17 protein-coding genes are annotated in these 19021 nt (G+C 54.9%); 8 read left to right on the top strand and 9 right to left on the bottom strand.

Annotation, left to right across the window (positions count from 1 at the left end; all coding sequences use genetic code 11):
- Positions 1-165, top strand: a 165-nt coding sequence (locus ACIQZK_RS07950; protein ID WP_397575676.1) for an integrase core domain-containing protein, incomplete at its 5' end; no start/stop codon positions are given.
- Positions 166-906: 741 nt separating this feature from the next.
- Here the strand turns inward: ACIQZK_RS07950 and ACIQZK_RS07955 are convergent.
- The 7 genes from ACIQZK_RS07955 to ACIQZK_RS07985 all read right to left on the bottom strand — a co-directional run bounded on the left by ACIQZK_RS07955 (position 907) and on the right by ACIQZK_RS07985 (position 7199).
- On the bottom strand, positions 907-1512 hold the full coding sequence (locus ACIQZK_RS07955; RefSeq protein WP_397575655.1) for a hypothetical protein: 606 nt from the start codon (positions 1510-1512) through the stop codon (positions 907-909).
- Positions 1513-1739: 227 nt separating this feature from the next.
- On the bottom strand, positions 1740-3551 hold the full coding sequence (locus ACIQZK_RS07960; RefSeq protein ID WP_397575656.1) for a primase-helicase family protein: 1812 nt from the start codon (positions 3549-3551) through the stop codon (positions 1740-1742).
- Complete coding sequence (locus tag ACIQZK_RS07965) at positions 3548-4150, bottom strand: hypothetical protein (protein ID WP_397575657.1); 603 nt, start codon at positions 4148-4150, stop codon at positions 3548-3550. Before ACIQZK_RS07965 ends, ACIQZK_RS07960 begins: the two co-directional genes overlap by 4 nt.
- A gap of 274 nt (positions 4151-4424) precedes the next feature.
- A complete protein-coding gene (locus ACIQZK_RS07970) occupies positions 4425-5066 on the bottom strand; it encodes a hypothetical protein (RefSeq protein ID WP_397575658.1) in 642 nt (213 codons plus the stop codon).
- Complete coding sequence (locus ACIQZK_RS07975) at positions 5059-6366, bottom strand: tyrosine-type recombinase/integrase (protein ID WP_397575659.1); 1308 nt, start codon at positions 6364-6366, stop codon at positions 5059-5061. Before ACIQZK_RS07975 ends, ACIQZK_RS07970 begins: the two co-directional genes overlap by 8 nt.
- 193 nt (positions 6367-6559) lie before the next feature.
- Complete coding sequence (locus ACIQZK_RS07980; protein WP_397575660.1) at positions 6560-6733, bottom strand: hypothetical protein; 174 nt, start codon at positions 6731-6733, stop codon at positions 6560-6562.
- An 85-nt stretch (positions 6734-6818) separates the two neighbouring features.
- Positions 6819-7199 carry a DUF4345 family protein gene (locus ACIQZK_RS07985; protein WP_397575661.1) on the bottom strand — a complete coding sequence of 127 codons (381 nt, stop codon included), beginning with the start codon at positions 7197-7199 and terminating at the stop codon, positions 6819-6821.
- 119 nt (positions 7200-7318) lie between these two features.
- On the opposite strand from ACIQZK_RS07985, the gene ACIQZK_RS07990 reads away from it, so the two are divergent.
- Positions 7319-8605: a hypothetical protein gene (locus ACIQZK_RS07990; RefSeq protein WP_397575662.1), complete on the top strand. Its 1287-nt coding sequence runs from the start codon at positions 7319-7321 to the stop codon at positions 8603-8605.
- A 17-nt stretch (positions 8606-8622) separates the two neighbouring features.
- Here ACIQZK_RS07990 and ACIQZK_RS07995 read toward each other — a convergent pair whose 3' ends face one another.
- On the bottom strand, positions 8623-9840 hold the full coding sequence (locus ACIQZK_RS07995) for a saccharopine dehydrogenase family protein (protein WP_397575663.1): 1218 nt from the start codon (positions 9838-9840) through the stop codon (positions 8623-8625).
- A gap of 330 nt (positions 9841-10170) precedes the next feature.
- On the opposite strand from ACIQZK_RS07995, the gene cysD reads away from it, so the two are divergent.
- From cysD to ACIQZK_RS08010, 3 genes are read left to right on the top strand one after another with little or no spacing between them, the layout of a single operon-like run.
- On the top strand, positions 10171-11073 hold the full coding sequence (cysD, locus tag ACIQZK_RS08000; protein WP_397575664.1) for a sulfate adenylyltransferase subunit CysD: 903 nt from the start codon (positions 10171-10173) through the stop codon (positions 11071-11073).
- Complete coding sequence (gene cysN / locus ACIQZK_RS08005; RefSeq protein ID WP_397575665.1) at positions 11073-12995, top strand: sulfate adenylyltransferase subunit CysN; 1923 nt, start codon at positions 11073-11075, stop codon at positions 12993-12995. Before cysD ends, cysN begins: the two co-directional genes overlap by 1 nt.
- Positions 12992-13744: a 3'(2'),5'-bisphosphate nucleotidase CysQ gene (locus ACIQZK_RS08010; RefSeq protein ID WP_397575666.1), complete on the top strand. Its 753-nt coding sequence runs from the start codon at positions 12992-12994 to the stop codon at positions 13742-13744. The genes cysN and ACIQZK_RS08010 overlap by 4 nt, the downstream gene beginning before the upstream one ends.
- Before the next feature lie 64 nt (positions 13745-13808).
- On the opposite strand, the gene ACIQZK_RS08015 is transcribed toward ACIQZK_RS08010, so the two are convergent.
- Complete coding sequence (locus ACIQZK_RS08015; RefSeq protein WP_397575667.1) at positions 13809-15257, bottom strand: S41 family peptidase; 1449 nt, start codon at positions 15255-15257, stop codon at positions 13809-13811.
- A 337-nt stretch (positions 15258-15594) separates the two neighbouring features.
- Between ACIQZK_RS08015 and ahpC the strand changes: the two genes are divergently transcribed.
- The 3 genes from ahpC (at position 15595) to ACIQZK_RS08030 (ending at position 19019) form a co-directional block, all read left to right on the top strand.
- Positions 15595-16158 carry an alkyl hydroperoxide reductase subunit C gene (ahpC, locus tag ACIQZK_RS08020; RefSeq protein ID WP_397575668.1) on the top strand — a complete coding sequence of 188 codons (564 nt, stop codon included), beginning with the start codon at positions 15595-15597 and terminating at the stop codon, positions 16156-16158.
- A gap of 105 nt (positions 16159-16263) precedes the next feature.
- Positions 16264-17814: an alkyl hydroperoxide reductase subunit F gene (ahpF, locus tag ACIQZK_RS08025; protein ID WP_397575669.1), complete on the top strand. Its 1551-nt coding sequence runs from the start codon at positions 16264-16266 to the stop codon at positions 17812-17814.
- Positions 17815-17972: 158 nt separating this feature from the next.
- Positions 17973-19019, top strand: coding sequence for an efflux RND transporter periplasmic adaptor subunit (locus ACIQZK_RS08030; RefSeq protein ID WP_397575670.1), 1047 nt, complete (start codon positions 17973-17975; stop codon positions 19017-19019).
- Positions 19020-19021 lie beyond the last annotated feature (2 nt).

Here is a 19021-nt window from a genome sequence, read left to right on the forward strand (position 1 = left end):
CTCGAAACCCAGATCGCGGCGTTCGTCGAACATTACAACTATCAACGTTACCACGAGAGCCTGAACAACGTAACGCCCACCGACGCCTACTTCGGCAGGGCACAAACCATCATCAAACAGCGAGAAAGGATCAAACGACAGACTATCGAGTATCGGCGCTTGTAACATCGCAAGCTCGCCGCATAACATTAACCAACCGAATGAACCCAAACACTCGCCTGTTTTAAAATGCAATACGTCTCAAATTATCTGACGACGGACATTCAAAAGTAGTGGTTCGCGATCCATACGCGCTAGCAAGTTATGACGCGTTAAGCGCTCAAGTCACGTTTATTGCTGTGTTGGCAAAAACTGCGAGCAAGGCGCAATTACCAAAAAAAATTTATCTGCGCCATTTTGCATAACGCGGCAGTTCTCTTGACTCACTCAAGGCGAGGAGGACTTCAAGTTAACTCCAAAGAAGTGACGACAAACAAAGTGCTGTTAAAATCGTCCCAATTACTTTTGTTCGCCCTTAACGCAAATGCTTCCCTTCGGTTTGCGTCCGACCCAGCGTGGGCCACTGGCAAGACCAAGGGCGAACGATATGGCTTCGATTTGACGCAGTTCGATAGCCTTCTGACGATCCTTTTCGCGTCGGGCTTTGGTTGCTTGTCCAGTTTTAAAGTTCCAATGATTTTGTTCACGGCGAATGGATTCGGGTCGTCTGGCACCGTGAACATAGCAAACGGGGGTTTTAAAACTCGCGAGCCGCCAGCATCGGGTACCCGTGCTCTTTGCCTTTGCTGTGCAACGCGCGGCCTGTCCTGATAGTATCGTTTTCAAAGGCATTTTATCCCCCAGAAGGCCCGAAGGAGGGCGAGAAGTTACAAAAAATCTTTACCTCATAGTTGAAGGGCTGGGCCATCACAGCACCCCATACTTCTTTGCGAAGTCCACTGCAGCGTCAGCAATGCGCAATGCATCACGGCAGATTTGTTCTGAACCTGATGTCCCGTTCCTAACAGCACCGTATTCGTTCCTGATTGACCTCGCTGTAACCGCCAGCACATTATCGCAGTCGTCGAGAAGCTTAATGACGGAAGATTTTAGCGACGCTACAAATGCATCGACATCCTGCTGCGGGATACCTTCTACATGAAGCGCTTCAATGGCTGGGATAAGGTTCTCGCCAAGTTCCGTAGCGATAACACGAGGGATTTTTTTCAACCGCTGCGCCTTGTCTTCAGGTGTGCAACCCACCTGTGCATAGGGGTTGCGGCGACTTGGTTTTGCCCACAGGTAGGCCTCAAGCCCCAACACGACCCGGAGTTCATGCTCAATGTTGTCACGGCTCTCACAGATTTTGTAAGCGCTGATCCGATCGAACGGACGCTCTTTGATGCGCTTGGCCCTTGCATCGCGAAATATAGCCCTTGCGCCCAGCTTAGAAGGGGACGGCGCCCGTCCAACGGCGATGTGGTTAGGTTGCTTTGCAGGTTTTGTTCCACCTACGTTACTATGTGTATTCATACTCTTTCTCCTATTGATTTTCTGAGGCTAACTAGGGTGCGAATGATGTGGATGCTGGCTGAACATAGAGAACCCGATGCCTGCGGGTTTTGCGGTGGTTGTTCCAGTGTTCCTGCTGTTCCAGCAATTTTATAAAAAGATTGAAGGGAACTATATTCTTACCCTTTTGGGAAAATGCTGGAACAGCAGGAACACTGGAACACCCCCACACCGATGGCCGAGGCGGTTCATTCATAGCCATCACCTTCCATTGCGGATGCCTTCTCATCTTTGGTCGCGCGATCAATTTCACCCCTCACGGCATCGGTGCCGGCTGAATTCCACTTCGGGTGGTTACGAATGGCGTAGACGCCCTCCAGCCCCCCTGTGTGGCGGATTTTTTTGCTTAACTTCCTAATCCCGACACGGTCCATCGCATGGCGCGCGGCAATGCCCTGGAGCGGCTTGTATCCCGGCAACTTTGCATTCATTTCTGTGGCCGTCATCAGATCGACAGGCCAATGACTTACCAGCGCCTTACAGACAGCATCCTCTTCAGACTGACTGAATTCCACGAGCGCAGTCTTTGCGTCGTTCATTGGCGGGCGCTGACCTGGATTGAACCCAGATATATCCCGTCGCAGGAGCAACTCTCGCACAGAAGATATAAAAGCTGGATTGTTTAGGAGCCGGTAAAGTCGGACATAGTAAGAAGCCCCCTTGGGCTGACTCTCGTGGCTCACCACCCAGAACCGCCGGTCGTTCTCGTCCAAAGGCAGTGCGCCCGTGTGGTTCGAAAAAACTAACCAGCGCGCGGCATTATGCTCCATACGTTTGCGACCATATTTAGGGTTGATCTCGCGAACCTCGGGGGTAACAAGCTGACGAAGACGGTTGGCCGCACGATACTTCTGCGCTCCTCCTTCGTTGACCTCGTCCACGATACCTAAGAGGCAACGGGAAAGCCTGTCATTAAAATTTCCTTCCAGCAATCCAGTCAGATCGAGCGAAGCAGCTACGTTTCCGCACCAAAGCCGAGCCAACACGCTCGCAACCCAGTTCCTACCCGTGCCATGCAACCTCGACACGTGAAGCCAGCCAAAATGTGGAAGCTCGCCGGGTTTCTGTTCGATATGGGCCAGCCAGTCGATAAAGGGATCGGCATCCGCACCCCAAAGGTGCGCAACATGTTCAAGAAAATAGCTGGCGAACCATTCCCAGTTATCAGGCACTTCAACACACACTCGTGGCCGCCAGATATTCAAAGCCTGTCGTCCGCTCGGACACTTCGTCATCAATTCGGCTCCAGCGTGGAATGTTATGGTATCTGCCTGTTTACGGTCTGGGCTTTCTAACCAGACCTGCGAGGCTGCCACGAGCTTCGTTGTTCCATTTGCATTCGCAACTTGGTGCTTCGATCCAGCAAGAGCATTCTTAACGTCGCCCCAGTTGTAAACCGAAAGAGGGCAGTTCAGGTCAGCAACCTGCGAACCATCAAGAATAAAAACCTTGTCATTGAGCAGTTGGTCGACGGAAAAAGTCCCCGTCAGCGGAACCGTCTCAGGCCCAGAGCCTATCTGCGCGTTCTCCTCCCGCTGAGCCTTCCGGCGCTCGGCTTCTTCCTCTTTCCATGCAGACAACGCTGCCGCCCTATCGCCCTTATGCTTGTAATATACGAACAAGTCGAAAGCATCTCCGCGCCGCGCGCCATTCGCCGTTTCGACACCCAACCCAGCGTCGGCGTCGCTTCCGGAGAGCGTGATAAACTCCTCACTGCCATCGTCCCGTGCATAAACACGGGAGGCATAGCTACCAGATTGCTGCAGTGGGGAGCGCCAGTCGAGACCATTTGCAGCTGGTTCATAACCATTCTCCACCATCAAATCTTTGATCTGGTTGGCAGCATTGAAACGCTCAATAGGGCTTGAACCATTACACGTGACCACGGGGCGACGCGCTACTGCTGCGCTGCGAGCCTGTTCCTTTTCTGCTGTATCAGCCTCCCGCTTCTGCCTCAGATCAGCGATGGCTTGGCGGAAAATGGGGGTCAGGGCGCTCACAACGGGACACCTTCGTTGCCATCAGCGTAGCTTTCGTAGAATAATGGCTCGCCGTTTTCGTCACGACGTTTCGGCGGTACGTTGGGCAAGTAGACAGGTTGTCCTGCACGCGCCAAAGACCCGTCCATAAGCACACCGTTCCTCTCCATGTAGGTAAAAAACGCTTCCTGCGCTTCATTCCACCGTTCGAAAGGTACCGGCTCCTGAAGCGGCACTATAATGCGCCAGCGTTTATCGTCGGGGGTGGCACTCCCTGTGCTGTAAATGAATATCGCTGATGTAGGGCCAAACAAGTCGCGAGTGAGTTTTATCACGTCAACAATCGACACATTACCCTTGTCAATATCTCCAGCCAGAGCAACAAACCGACCCTGCGCTTGCTGCACAGCATGGCAGCGCGCATCGAAGGAGATGTAGATCGAAGGGATGAAAGCTGGAGCGCGTGCCTTTGGCCTGCTTGTCGGCAACAAACCTAATAGTGTTCCCAGTTCAAGTGACTGATAATCCTCACCCGTATCGATGTTAGTGTCGTATTGACCATCAAAGGTAGGCACGCTGTGTACGCGCCAATTATGCCGTATATCAAATGCATCTGACATTATTGGCCTCCGCGAATAGCGGGTGCGGCGTCTACGCGACGCTGAGCCTCAGACAGAAGTTCGTCGGTCTTTACAAGCGCACGCCCGTTGATGCGCCGCCAAGTAATTGGCCAACGTTCAAGCGTCCTCGGGGACACAGGAAAAAAGTACTGCTGGATTAAAGCAGCGCCCCTTTGCCTATCGACCCGGGCGGGAAGCTTATCCAAAATTTCACCAGTAAAATCCGACATTGTGCCTAACTCCGCAAGCGTTCACTTGCGGACGATAGAGCATATTAATTCCTCACTAGGTTTGTCCTATTGTGAGGAGTTGCGGTCGGTCGGCTGCTTATAGTCACACGCCCTTCAGGTGGCCGTTGATCCCAGCTTTCTAAAAGCCTTGGTGATACAGACCGTGCTTTTCCGCCCCGAGTTGTATGAATTTTAATTTCTAGCGCCTGATAGGCGCCTGCAACTTTTCGTCGGGCCTCGGCTACTGGGTCTTTCGTTCTCGCAGCTCTTTCATTGCGCGCAACTATATCAACGAAATTTAGAGCGATGCGTTTAAATTCGTTGATTGCATCGTCATGTGTCGCACCTGCAACACCTTCTGGATTAGGAGCAAGTCTGCGGTCCATTATACCCCACTCTGCTTGACGAAAATGAGTTATTAGGTCTTGCAGCAATTCGGAATGCTCCGAAGTCACAATAGTTTCCTCGTCCATTTCCTCGTCTATTTTTCCATCAGTAAATGCTGCTACGTACTCGGCAAGCGCTTCCAACACCGAAACGGCTGTATCTCGATCCTCCCAGCGTCCAGATTTAGGATACTTGATGGCTGCTAAGGCGTCCTTAAGCTGCCTATGAGCAGCAAGGATGTTAGCCTGCTCCGCATTTAGATGAATGGGAATTGCGCCTAGACCTTTATCGTCAGTCATTTCGTGTTCCAATCTGCTTGGAGAGGAGATCACTCCACGTTTGCATAGCTTGAACTTGGTCAGGCCAACGTTGCGCCCTTTGATAAACACCTAATACGCCACCCCTTGTGGCTGACTGGCGATGGTTTAAGATGGCGTCCAATACAGCCTCATGCACCCCTGCTTCCGCGAGTGCTGTAACAAACGAACGGCGATGGTCGTGGACGCGCCAGTCCAACTTGACCTTCAAAACCACATCGACTGACTTCTTGATTTTACCGAAAGTATCAATTGGTTTACCGGACCGGGGTGCTGGGAAGACCAAGCCTGTCTTAGGCTGCCCCATTTCTTCGTGACGCCGGGTTAGAATGTCTATCGCCAAAGCATTTAGATAGAAGGTGTGAGGGTCGCCGTTCTTAGTTTGGGTTCCCGACATCGCCCAAGTTGAACCGGCAAGGTCTATGTCTTCCCATTGCATTCGCGTGGCCTCACCACGCCTGCATGGCACCGCGATCAGGAAATAGAGCAGATCACGATGAACTTGTTTTAACCCATCCGCGGCCTGTATTGCGATCCATAATTGTCCCAGCTGTAATAAATTATGGTGCGTACTCCTTGAATTGGGCGGCCTAGGCCGACGTGTCTTCGCCACTTGGTCACAGGGGTTAGTTGCTACGTGCTTCTCTTCTACCGCCCAATCATAGAAGCGCGAAAGCGCACCATAGCGGTGCCGCGCTGTTGCAGCCTTACCTACCTGCCCATCCAGCATGCGCTTGATGTCCACGCCGTTAACATCGCCTGCGGGCCGGTCTATCGCTCCCATGGCCACAATCGCCGCTCGGGTGTGCATCAGCTCCTCAGTTACGGTCTTGGACGAGAGCAGCCCTTCCGCTCCACGCATCTTTTTACGCTTCGGGAGCGCTTCTGAATAAAGCTCGAGAAGGCGCTTCAATGTCCCCGCGCGCTTGCGGGCGTCTTCGGCTAGCTTTGCCTTCTGTTTCTCAGCTGGGTCGTCACCCTTCTTAGCTCCTCCCTTGTGCTGATTTGCTTGTAGCCGAGCCTCATCAACAGACAGCGACGCTGGGTTACCCAGAACTATCGACCTCGACGCAAACCGCTTGCCAGTATGCGCATCGACACCACGAGGCTTGTACTCAAAACGCCAAGCCATCGACTGGGCATTCACAATTAATGCTAGCCCTCTGCATTCTGCATCCGCTATTATCGTCCGCGTTAATGGTTGGCGCGCGCGCCACGCAGCTTCAATTGTTGCTTTAAATATTTTCACGGGACCGAGCCGGACTATCTCTTGCTTACTCACCGTTTACCCCCAATATAGGACGGACATTTAACGGACATATAGTGCGTATTTGAGCGTAAACAAGCGTGGAACAGCGGATATTAGCAGAAACCCTCTTTGTATGAAAAACTTAATTTATGAGGATTAATGAGGGTTTTTCTAAATTTTTATGCCAGTGACGACAAAAGTCATCTATTAGCCACTTGACTTTTAATCAGTAGGTCGCTGGTTCGAACCCAGCAGGGCTCACCATATATTTCAATGGTTTATCCAAATAGTCCGGGTTACTTATTGTCAATATGGTGGCGCTAGCCATCACCTTGGCATCATACACGCGCAACACCGTCCACGCATGGTAGCGCGATGTCGAGAGGGTGCCTTGGAACATCTCGGCTTCCCCTCGATTGCGCCAATCCTCATGTCGATGCGGCAACTTGCAAACGCCGCCTGGCGATACCTTAGCGGGATATCGGCTACGCTTGCTTTCCAAAGCTGCGATACGCAAGGCCCAGCAGCCCAATCATAGCTGCTTCAATAATCATTGGTTGAACTGTGGTCGGCGCGGTCCCATCTAATGCGATGCTCACGAAGCGCCCGAACAGTGCAAATGTCAGCAGCATCAGCGGCACCATCAAAGGCGTGCGGTCTGCGCGCCAGGCACCGATCAGCGAAAAGATAGCGCCGGTGAGGAAGAACGCTGGGAAGTCGGCACGCATCGTCGCCATTCCTTGCGTCCCCAAAGGAGAAAGCGCAAATTCGGTTGCCATTTTCGACGGATTGAACAGAAAGCCCAAACCAATCAGGAAGTTTAACAGTCCGACCATTCCGACAAGAATTTGCATTGTTCTTTTCATGTTTTGAACTCCCCATAATATGACATTGATAATGTCATTATGTTGCGCCAAACAGAATGGCAAGTCCAATGGGAATAAACGGTTATGCGCACAAACCACAAGATAATGTTGGGGTCCGCATGAGCGGATATCTGCACAGTCCGTGGCCCGCGGAGGATGGCGGGCCGATGCGTTTGCAGGCTTTGCCGCCGCAGTGCCGCCTTGCGCTTGACGATGACATAGCACCCCGCTGCACCGCGCGCAAAACCAGCATGACGACGATGACCGTGTTGGGTGCGCCTGGCGAGGTCTACTTGCTGACGCACAGCGCAATTCGGTCTAGATTTGGGCTCCCAACGGCAGCGCGGGTCGAACGCATTGATCCCGAGACACTGAAACCGCTTGCGCGATCGCCAAAGCTTCCGGGCGGACCGATGTGGCCGGGCGGAATGGCGATCCATGCCAATGGCGACATCATTGTCGTCTACGGTCGCTGGATCCACCGCCTTGATCGCGAATGCCGGATCAAGGCAGCACGCAAATTGCCGGAGCCCCTCGCCTATAACAGCTTCGTCGTGTTGGATAATGGATTGATCGTCACCAAGCAGATTTCCGACCACGTGCCCGCACGACTGTCGGTGCTCGATCCGGTGTCGTTGCAACCGGTAACCGAAGCTGTGCAATGTCCAGAGCCATCCATTGGCCGCCTGAGCGCGGTCGGCGGAACAGTTTATGTGGTCGGGACCGCATCAATTATGCGCTTTCACTGGGATGGGAAAACCCTCGTTCGCGACGCTGATTGGCGACATGCCTATCTGTCGGATAGCGCCAACAGCTATGGCTGGGATGCCGTGATTGATGGCGAGAATGCGTGGTTCATGGACAATGGCCGGCACCGTTACGCGATCAACATGATTGGCCGCGGGGTCAACCCGGGCGCCAATCGCCTGATCCGCGTGTCACTCGCCAACAGCGCCGATGCCGAAGCCCATGAAATCTGCGGACGCGCGGGCGGCAGCATCACCAATCCCCCACTGGTCGATCCGTCGCGCAAGATTGTGATTGGCTATGATTCCGCAAACAGGCACATGACGGCTTGGCGCTATGGTGACGCCGGCATGGAGATGCTTTGGCAGCGCACGCCAATTGGCTGTGCCAGCCATATGTTGCTTGATCCTGACCGAGGGCTGATCGTCACCAATGACTATGACCGCCGATCCGAAGCGGTCATCATTCTAGACATTGAGACAGGCGACATGCGCGCGCGGGCGGCCGTCGGTGGGATAACGCAAGGCGTCGTCTTTCCATCGCCCGGTTGGAACAACGACATTTACTGGAGCTCAATGGGGCGCATCGCGCGGATCTATTGGCCGCAGGCGAATAGGCCCCACGCATCGCGCGCGCCTATTACATCAGGTACCAGTTAGACGTTCATGGCGGTAGACTAAGGCAGTTTCTCGAACGTCAGCCCCGCATGCGCCTCAAGCCGTTTGATCAGCTTATCACCCAAAATCGTTGCTGGCGTCCAAAAGCCGCCCGGAACATCGTCAGCCACGTCTTTGGCAAGGCAGGCGGCGGCCTGAGACAGCATCTTTGCCGTTGATCCATAGCCTGGATCTCTATCTCCCGTGACGCGGCAACGGATCGTTTCTCCCTTGGCCGTTGACCCGAGGAAAACAATATCAAAATTTCCTGCAAGCTGCGCTTTTTCGCTTGGCCCCTCACCCGGCTTTGGCAAAACAAAAGTTTCCAGCAGCCAGCGGATTGGGGGCACGGCCAGACCGATCATAAGGGCGTTGGCACCCCAATGCGCCGCGCGCGCCTTTTGCTTGCCGGAACCGCCCTTCCCCGTCACCACGGCTTCCTCATATTTGAATTCAATGCCATAGCTGTTGTGGCTGAGGGCGTTTGACCGATGCACAACCCGTGTGTTGATACCGGCCATGATAAACGGCGCAATCCAAGCGCCAAAGACATTATCATATGCGATCTGCACATCGGGCTGCGCGATAGTGAACCCATGATTTTGTGGGCAGAGGCTATAAGGGTCTTTGAGTTCGCGCCGCAGATCGGCGTCGCTTACCGCTTCTTTGACCATGTTAATCATGCTCGCGATGGTACCGCCGGACGCGCCGCCTTTCATGCTGACAACCCGCATGTTAATCCGGTCACAACTATGTCCGAATTGTTCCAATGCGCCGCGTTGCAGGAAGTGGACGCCAAGATCGGACGGGATGCTGTCAAAGCCACAACAATGCACAATCCGCGCACCGCTTTTGATTGCGTCAGCTTCATGCCGCAATTGCATTTTGCGGATCCACTGCGGCTCGCCTGTTAAATCGCAATAATGGGTCCCGGTGGTGGCGCAGACCTGAACGAGCAAGTCACCATATAGCGCATAGGGGCCGACCGTTGACATGACGACAGTGGTTTGCGCGCACATTTTCTTCAGCGCACCTTCATCCGCAGCGTCAGCAACGATCATCTCTATGCCCGACAGTCCAATTGTGTCGCGGACCTGCTTAAGCTTGCTGAGCGAACGCCCAGCGATGGCCCATTTAACCGATCCATCGGCGAACTGCGCGTGCATGTAGCGTGTGATGATCTGGCCGACAAAGCTGGTGGCCCCATATACGATGATATCAAATTTCTTTTCGGCCATTTTTGTTCCCCCTGCACGCAAAGCAACTTTGGATAACTGCCCATCATCGATGATGTTCGATGCCCGCTTCGCCCATTGGCGCAGTATTGGGCGCTCTGTCAAACATCTCGGTCCCGCCTATGCGCGTCTATCGACCGGAAAAGGCAAATGGAGCGGCCGTTGCCGTTGGCTTTTGTTGCACACAATCGGAACATCACAATCTGCGCATAGGAAAAGCTATTACGACTTGCTAAGCATATCTTGAAACCGGGATAATCGACGGGGCAAGAATGTCTTATTTGCGCGCGGCGTCCAGTTCTGACAGGAGCGTCTGCAGGAAGTGACTAGATTATGACGAAAACGCTGACCCATCTTGAGCGCCTTGAGGCTGAGGCGATCCACATCATGCGCGAGGTTGTGGCCGAGGCGGAAAAGCCCGTCATGCTGTATAGCGTCGGAAAAGACAGCGCCGTTATGCTGCATTTGGCGCGCAAGGCGTTCTACCCCTCACCGCCGCCATTCCCGTTGCTGCATGTCGACACAACGTGGAAGTTCAAGGCGATGTATGCGTTGCGCGAAAAAGCCGCGCGCGATGCGGGTATGGAATTAATCGTTCACCAAAATCCCGAGGCAATTGCGCGCGGCATTAATCCGTTCGACCATGGATCGCTGCACACCGATATGTGGAAGACAGAAGGTCTGAAGCAAGCGCTCGATACACATGGTTTTGACGTCGCATTTGGCGGTGCGCGCCGCGATGAAGAGAAAAGCCGGGCCAAGGAACGCATCTTTTCATTCCGGACAGCGACGCATGGTTGGGACCCCAAGAACCAGCGCCCTGAACTCTGGAATCTGTACAATGCCCGCAAGGCGAAGTCCGAAAGCATCCGGGTATTTCCCATCTCAAACTGGACGGAGCTGGACATCTGGCAATATATCCATCTCGAAAATATCGAGATTGTGCCGCTCTATTTCAGCGCGCCGCGTCCAACGGTAACACGCGATGGCATGCTGCTGATGATTGATGACGAACGTTTTCCATTACAGGATGGCGAAGAGCCTGTGGAACGGTCCATCCGGTTCCGAACGCTGGGCTGCTACCCGCTGACCGGCGCGGTCGAAAGCACAGCATCGACATTACCCGAAGTCATTCAAGAAATGCTGCTGACCACCACCTCCGAACGCCAAGGGCGGGCCATTGACCATGATCAGGCCGCAAGCATGGAAAAGAAGAAGCAGGAAGGATACTTCTAATGACTGCTTCCCCAGACAGTCCGGCCATTTATAAAACCGACGATCTCATTGCGTCGGATATCGATGCTTATTTGGATGTGCATCAGCATAAATCGCTGCTGCGCTTTATCACATGCGGTTCGGTCGATGATGGCAAGTCCACCCTTATCGGTCGATTGCTGTACGATTCAAAAATGATCTTTGAAGATCAGCTGGCGACGCTGGAGTCCGATTCCAAGCGCATGGGCACCCAAGGTCAGGACATTGACTTTGCGCTGCTTGTGGATGGGCTGGCCGCCGAACGCGAACAGGGCATTACGATTGACGTCGCCTATCGCTTCTTCGCCACAGAGAAACGCAAATTCATCGTCGCCGATTGCCCGGGACATGAACAATATACCCGCAATATGGTCACTGGAGCATCCACGGCTGACCTTGCGGTTATCCTGATTGATGCACGCAAAGGCGTCCTCGTTCAGACGCGTCGGCATAGCTATCTTGCGAAGCTGCTGGGTATTCGGAACATCGTTCTTGCGGTCAACAAAATGGACCTGATCGACTATGATCAGGCAAAATATGACGCCATCGTTGCCGAATATACCGCATTTGCGGCCAGTATCGGCATCAGCGATTTCACGCCGATGCCCATTTCGGGTTTCAAGGGCGACAACATCACGGAAATCTCGGCAAACACCCCTTGGTACACGGGCCTACCGCTGATGGCGCATCTGGAGACGGTTGCGCTCGATAATGACGCTGATCAGGCCAAGCCGCTGCGTATGGCCGTCCAATGGGTCAATCGACCCAATCTCGATTTCCGCGGGTTTTCGGGCCAAATTGCGACGGGTACGGTGCACCCGGGCGATGCCATTCGCGTTCTGCCATCGGGTAAGACAACAACGATCAAAAAAATCGTGACACTTGATGGTGAGCTTCAGGAAGCTGAGGCTGGCCAATCGGTCACATTGTGCTTTGACGGCGAAATCGACTGTTCGCGCGGTGATGTCATCGCGGCTGCTGACAATCCGCCAGAGGTAGCCGACCAGTTCGAAAGCACCATTGTGTGGATGGCGGATGATGCGCTGGTCCCTGGCCGTTCTTATTGGCTCAAGCTTGGCACGCAGATGGTTTCAGCGACGGTGCAAGCGCCGAAATATACCGTCAATGTCAACAGCATGGAGCATATGGCGGCCAAAACGCTGGAGCTTAACGCGATTGGTGTTGCGGAGATTTCGACCGACAAGCCCATTGTGTTCGCGCCTTATGCGGATAGCCACGCACTCGGTGGTTTCATCCTGATCGACAAGATCAGCAACGCAACCGTTGCCGCTGGAATGCTGCACTTTTCGCTGCGCCGCGCACAAAATGTCCATTGGCAGGCCACCGACATCGGTCGCGATGCGCATGCCATGCTGAAGAACCAGAAGCCGAGGATTTTGTGGTTCACTGGCCTGTCGGGGTCAGGAAAATCGACCATCGCGAACGAGGTGGAAAAGGCGCTTCACCTGATGAACCGCCACACCTTCTTGCTCGACGGGGACAATGTCCGGCACGGATTGAACAAGGATTTGGGCTTCACCGAAACCGACCGGATCGAGAATATCCGCCGCGTCGGCGAAGTCGCCAAATTGATGGCGGATGCGGGGCTGATTGTCCTGACCGCGTTCATTTCACCATTCCGCGCCGAACGCGACATGGTGCGGGCGATGCTACCCGAGGGCGAATTTGTCGAAATCTTCGTTGATACGCCGCTGGAGGTCGCCGAAGCACGCGATGTGAAGGGCTTGTATAAAAAGGCACGCGCCGGCCAGCTCAAAAACTTCACCGGTATCGACAGCCCCTATGAACCGCCCGAACATCCCGACATTCGTGTGAACACCGTCGAAATGAGCCCGGCCGAGGCCGCCGAGTATATTGTGCGCCAGTTGATGCCGCTCAAATGACTATCATCGCTGACGATACAGAGCTTGCCGCATATTTGGCAGGCGCAGCAGGCGCTTTGGTGCTGGAAATGCGTGACACCAGTGGGCTGGTCGCCAAGGAATTGGGAAATGCGGGTGACCGAACCGCCAACCAATTCCTGATCCGTACGCTTGCGGAACAACGCCCTGATGACGGTCTTTTGTCGGAAGAAAGCAAAGACACCGACGCCCGCCTTTCAAAATCGCGCGTGTGGATTATCGACCCGGTCGATGGCACCCGCGAATATAGCGAAGGCAGGTCCGATTGGGCGGTCCATGTCGCGCTGGCAATCGACGGTGTGCCCGTCATTGGCGCCGTTGCGCTTCCGGCCTTAGATTTGGTTCTGCGCACGGATCAGCCAGCCATCATCCCCCCTGCCCCTGCACAACTCCGCATGGTGGTTAGCCGGACACGCCCGGCACCGGAGGCTGTCGCGGTTGCCGAAGCATTGGGCGCTGAGCTCATCCCCATGGGGTCTGCAGGCGCCAAAGCGATGGCGGTGGTCCGCGGCGAAGCCGATATCTATCTGCACACCGGCGGGCAATATGAATGGGATAGCTGCGCACCTGTCGCGGTCGCGGCCGCACACGGCCTGCACGTCAGCCGCGTCGACGGCAGTCCGTTGGTCTATAACCAACGTGATGTGTACATGCCCGACCTGCTCATTTGCCGCAAAGAACATGCTCCGCATGTGCTGGCGCTGGTGCAATTATCGGCTGAAAAGAACTAACGCACCGCGCCCAAGTCGTTATTACCCTTTCGCAAAACATTAGCCGCGCTGTTTTTTGTTACCCTTAAAACAAACCTGGCACGTCACGTTGGGCGGCGCGTGCATCAACTGGCACCGGAAGCACCCGGCGTTCGGTGCGGGTGGATGTGCTTTGCGCACTTTGGGCAACGACAACCGGTGTGCAACTGCGGCCAGCCACAAAGTCCAACGCTGTGCGCAATGATGCCTCAAGCGGGTCGCCCAAGGGCCGGCTAATATCGTCCGCTGCCGCGCATGTGGCGCGCATCGTGCCCGCCAGTCCGGAATAATAGTCGCCCTGTCCGGCTGCATTTTCCTTGGCGAAGGCAACAACACGAATTCGGTCATCGCATGCGGACTGGTCCAGCGCGATTTGTCCGATGGGTTTGCCGAAACTGTTGCTGCCAATTAGTGCGGCATTCACACCCAAATAGGGCACAAAACTGTTCATCACCAACTCGCTGGCCGAAGCCGTGGCACCGGTTGCAATGAAGGCAATTTTAATGGGCGAAACCGATTGTGTTGATGGCGCAAAGCGACGGGTTTCGTTGTTGGATGATTTGGATGGGCGAAAACGCGTGACCGTAAAGATGTCGCTGGAAAAGCGGTTGCCCGCCATCAGGTCGCCCATCAGTTCGGCGGTCGAAACCAGCCCGCCGCCATTGTACCGGAAATCGATAACAAAATGCGTGATACCCTGAGCCCGGAAATCGGCAAACGCGGTGCGCAACTGATTATCTGCGGTGGAAATGAAGGTGCGCATGTTGATGTAACCAACACGCTGACCGCCATTGTCGATGACTCGCACGCCATAACGCGGCGACAATGGCGTGATATTATAATCCGCCTTCGCCACCGTCACATTCCGCGCGCCGCCCGCGTCGGTAATGCGCAACACCCGGCTTGTGCCAACCGTGTTTGGTCCAAGCGCGCTCGTGATGCCACTTGTTCCCTGCGCGGTGATGATATCAGCGACGGGTGTTAGATTTGCAGCGTCGGTTCCAATCGCCAGAATTTCCGTGCCGCGATCGATGCCCGCGGCAAGCGCGGGTGCACCTTCAAACGCTTCAATCACGAAAACGCGGTTGCCCTGATAGACGAGACGCACGCCAAAGCCCGCCGTCGAACCCGATGCGTAATAGGCGTTTTCTTCCTGAATAGACGTCACATAGGTAAAATACCGATCGCGTCCCTGCGCCCGCGCATTGGCGGTGAGCGCATCAATATAGGATTGCACGGATGTATAGGGTGCCTTTGCCAGTGACCCCGGAAGGGTTTCGGGAAACAAATACCATTCATTCAAAACCGAAAAGGCGAAATCTTGCCGGCTGCTCAGGCTGCACGTCGACGATGTGGGGGGTGACGTGGGCGGTGAAGTGGGGGGCGTCTGCGGAACGGTCACGGTTCCGCCGCCGGAGCCGCTACCGCCACCGCCGCAAGCCGTTAGGGCCGCCGCCAAAATGACAATGACGTTCTTCAACCCGCCTTTTTTCATGCCACCCTATCTCTCTCTAAGATCCATTTATGCCGTGATAGGTGCACCGGATGTCGGCCACCGACAAGCAAGATTTCGCATCTCGACGTAATTTCATGTAAAATGTTCGCACGTCATTCTCGGTCGGCGATTTCATCCGTCCCAAAGCGTTCGCCCATTGCGGCAAGCCTGTCGAATACATAACTGTAACACATCCCGGATACACTGCGCCGCGACCCCACATATCGCATTATCGAAAAAAACGATTAGTCATTGCAAAAACGGTTGCTGGACTAAATAACAGAATTCGTGTTGGGGAGCGTGAGAATTTCAAAAACCACCATCGAAAGGATTTCACATGGGTATCATAGGTTCAAGCATTAAGCCGTTCACAACGCAGTCGTACAAGGCTGGCAAGTTCGTTGAAGTTTCCGACGCGGACGTAAAGGGCAAGTGGGGCGTATTCTTCTTTTACCCTGCCGACTGGACCTTTGTATGCCCAACCGAGCTGGAAGACCTTGCTGACCAATATGCTAATCTGCAGGCCATGGGCGTTGAAGTATTCGCAGTGTCGACCGACACGCACTTCAGCCACAAGTCATGGCATGACAGCTCGCCGGCGATCAGCAAGATCAACTACCACATGCTTGGCGACCAGAACCACGTCATCAGCAACAATTTCGGCGTATTGCGCGAAGGCCAAGGCCTTGCCGACCGTGCGACCTTCGTAGTCGATCCAGACGGCGTCATCCAGGTCATGGAAATCACCTGTGAAGGCGTTGGCCGCAACGCGGTTGAACTCGTCCGCAAGATCAAGGCTGCGATCTACGTGCGCGAGCACCCCGGTCAGGTCTGCCCTGCGAAGTGGGAAGAAGGCGGCGAAACGCTTGCACCTTCGATCGACCTCGTCGGCAAGATCTAATATATATTCGGGTGCCGCGTTCTTTAGCGCGGCACCCACCCCATATTCGACCCATTTAGCCGCCATCCGTCGCGGCATGACTGTGCACGCGTGAAAGAGACCCCGATGCTTGATGCTGCTACCACTGCCCAGCTAAAAACCTATCTGGCAAACCTGCGCACCCCAGTTGAGCTCGTCTCGACACTCGACGACGGCCCCAAATCTGCGGAAATGCGCGCCTTGGTCGAAACCGTTGTCGAACAGTCGCACCTGCTGTCCGCGCGTTTTGATGGTCATGCGGATCGCGTGCCTTCATTCGCCATCCGCCGTGCCGATGGCACCGCTGAAACCCATTTTGCGGGCTTGCCACTGGGCCATGAATTCACATCTTTGGTCCTCGCGCTGCTCCACATGGGCGGCCACCCGCCCAAGGAAGAGGCCGAGTTGCTCGGCTCGGTAAAGGCGCTTGAAGGCGACTTCCATTTCGAAACATTCTTTTCGCTGTCCTGCCAGAATTGCCCCGACGTTATTCAGGCCATCAACATCATGGCCGCGCTCAACCCAAATGTCAGCCATGTCGCGATTGATGGCGCGATGTTCCGCGACGAAGTTGAGACCCGCAAGGTCATGGCCGTCCCTGCTATTTACCTAAATGGTGAACCTTTCGGCCAAGGCCGGATGGACCTCGCGCAGATCATGGCCAAGCTGGACACCGGCACCGTTGCCCGCGCTGCGGAAAAGATCGCAGCCAAGGAGCCGTTTGAAGTTTTGGTCGTTGGCGGCGGTCCAGCCGGCGCAGCGGCAGCGATTTATGCGGCACGCAAGGGTATTCGCACAGGCGTTGTCGCGGAACGATTTGGCGGTCAGGTGCTCGATACGATGGGCATTGAGAACTTCATTTCTATCCAGCACACCGAAGGGCCAAAACTGGCGGCGCAATTGGAACAGCATGTCCGCGAATATGACGTCGACATCATGAACCTTCAGACCGCGACGGAGCTTATCCCTGCGGCAGAAGGCGGCTTGCATGAAGTAAAGCTCGCCAGCGGTGCAACGTTGAAGGCACGGACGATCATATTGTCGACCGGTGCCCGTTGGCGGCAAATGGGCGTTCCCGGTGAAGAAGAATATCGCAACAAGGGCGTGGCATATTGCCCGCATTGCGACGGTCCGTTGTACAAGGGCAAGCGCACTGCCGTCATTGGTGGTGGTAACTCCGGCGTCGAAGCGGCCATCGACCTTGCGGGCATTGTCTCCCACGTGACGCTCGTCGAATTTGACTCGCAACTGCGCGCGGATGCGGTGCTGCAAAACAAACTGCGCAGCCTGCCCAATGTCGACATCATCACGTCCGCATTGAGCACAGAAGTGTTGGGTGACGGCGAAAAGGTTGAGGCATTGGTCTACACCGACCGTCTGACCGGGGATTCGCATCGCATCGACCTTGAAGGTATCTTCGTGCAAATCGGGCTGGTTCCGAACACCGAGTGGTTAAAAGGACCGTTGCAGCTTTCGCCGCGTGGCGAAATCGAAGTTGATGCGCATAACGCAACGAATATCCCGGGCGTTTTCGCTGCTGGTGACGTTACGACCGTCCCGTACAAGCAAATTATCGTCGCAATGGGCGAAGGCACCAAGGCAGCCCTGTCTGCGTTCGATCACATCATCCGGCATTGATGCGACTGCCGCTGCGAACCGGGAACACGCGTTCTCGGTTCGCTGCGACGGGATAATGTTTCGCCTTTAGAAGTGCTTTTGTCGAAATATGCTATTAATGTGGGTTAAGTTCAGCCAACACACGAAATTACATTTCCCAACCCCCTCACCGGTGAAAAATGCGCAAGCCACTCATTCTATCATTGATGTTATGTGTCGCTGCCTGTGGCGGCGGTGAAGAAAAACGCGACCGCCCTGCTCCTTTGGTGACGTTGGGCGCGGCGACGCAGCATGTCTTTTCGGACCGATACGTGGCCGTTGGCACCGCGAACGCAAATGAGCAGGTTTCGGTGCGCGCGCCTGTCACCGAACGCATCACGCAGCTTGGTTTTTCCGACGGCGACTATGTGCGGCAGGGCCAGATGCTGGCCGTGTTGGCGCAAGGGCAGGAAAAGGCATCACTCGCCAGCGCGCAGGCCCGCGCGCGCGAGGCAGATCAGCAACTGGCCCGGATTAGTGAGCTCCATCGGCGCGGCTTTGCAACCAACGCAAATCTTGAGGCGCAGACCGCATCAGCCGCATCGGCAAAAGCCGCAGCCAATGAAGCGCGCGCAACGATTGGCGACCGCGTTGTGCGGGCCCCCTTTTCCGGGCAAGTGTCGCTGCGGCGCATATCGGTTGGCGCAGTTGTAAGCGCAGGGGACGAAATTGCGGCCGTGAGCGACCTGAGTTCCATAAAACTGGATTTCACAATACCCGAAACGATGTTGGCAAATGTCCGCGTTGGCCAAGACATCAGTGCGAAGGCTGCGGCTTTCCCGGATTATGTCGCATCAGGAAAAATCATTGCGATCGATCCCTTGGTGAACCCGCAAACACGCACCGCCACGCTGCGCGCGATATTGCCGAACCGCAACGGACAGTTAAAACCGGGCATGTTGCTGTCGGTCACAATTACATCGAAAACGCGCACCGCCCCCGCTGTCCCTGAACTCTCGCTCGTCCGTGAAGGCGATGTGAGCTTTGTCTACATGCTGGATGCCGATCAAAAGGCAAAGCGTATTGAAGTGAAGACGGGTGGCCGCGACGGCAATCTGGTCGAAATCATCAGCGGACTTAAAGTCGGCGACAAAATCGTAACCGAAGGCGTCGTGAAGCTGTCGGATGGCGCCAAAGTGCGCACCGGAAAAGCCAAAGCTGGCGAAGCCCCCGCAAAAAACAAATGATG

The sequence above is a fragment of the Sphingorhabdus sp. genome (genome assembly GCF_044338195.1).
Classification (GTDB): Bacteria; Pseudomonadota; Alphaproteobacteria; order Sphingomonadales; family Sphingomonadaceae; genus Sphingorhabdus_B.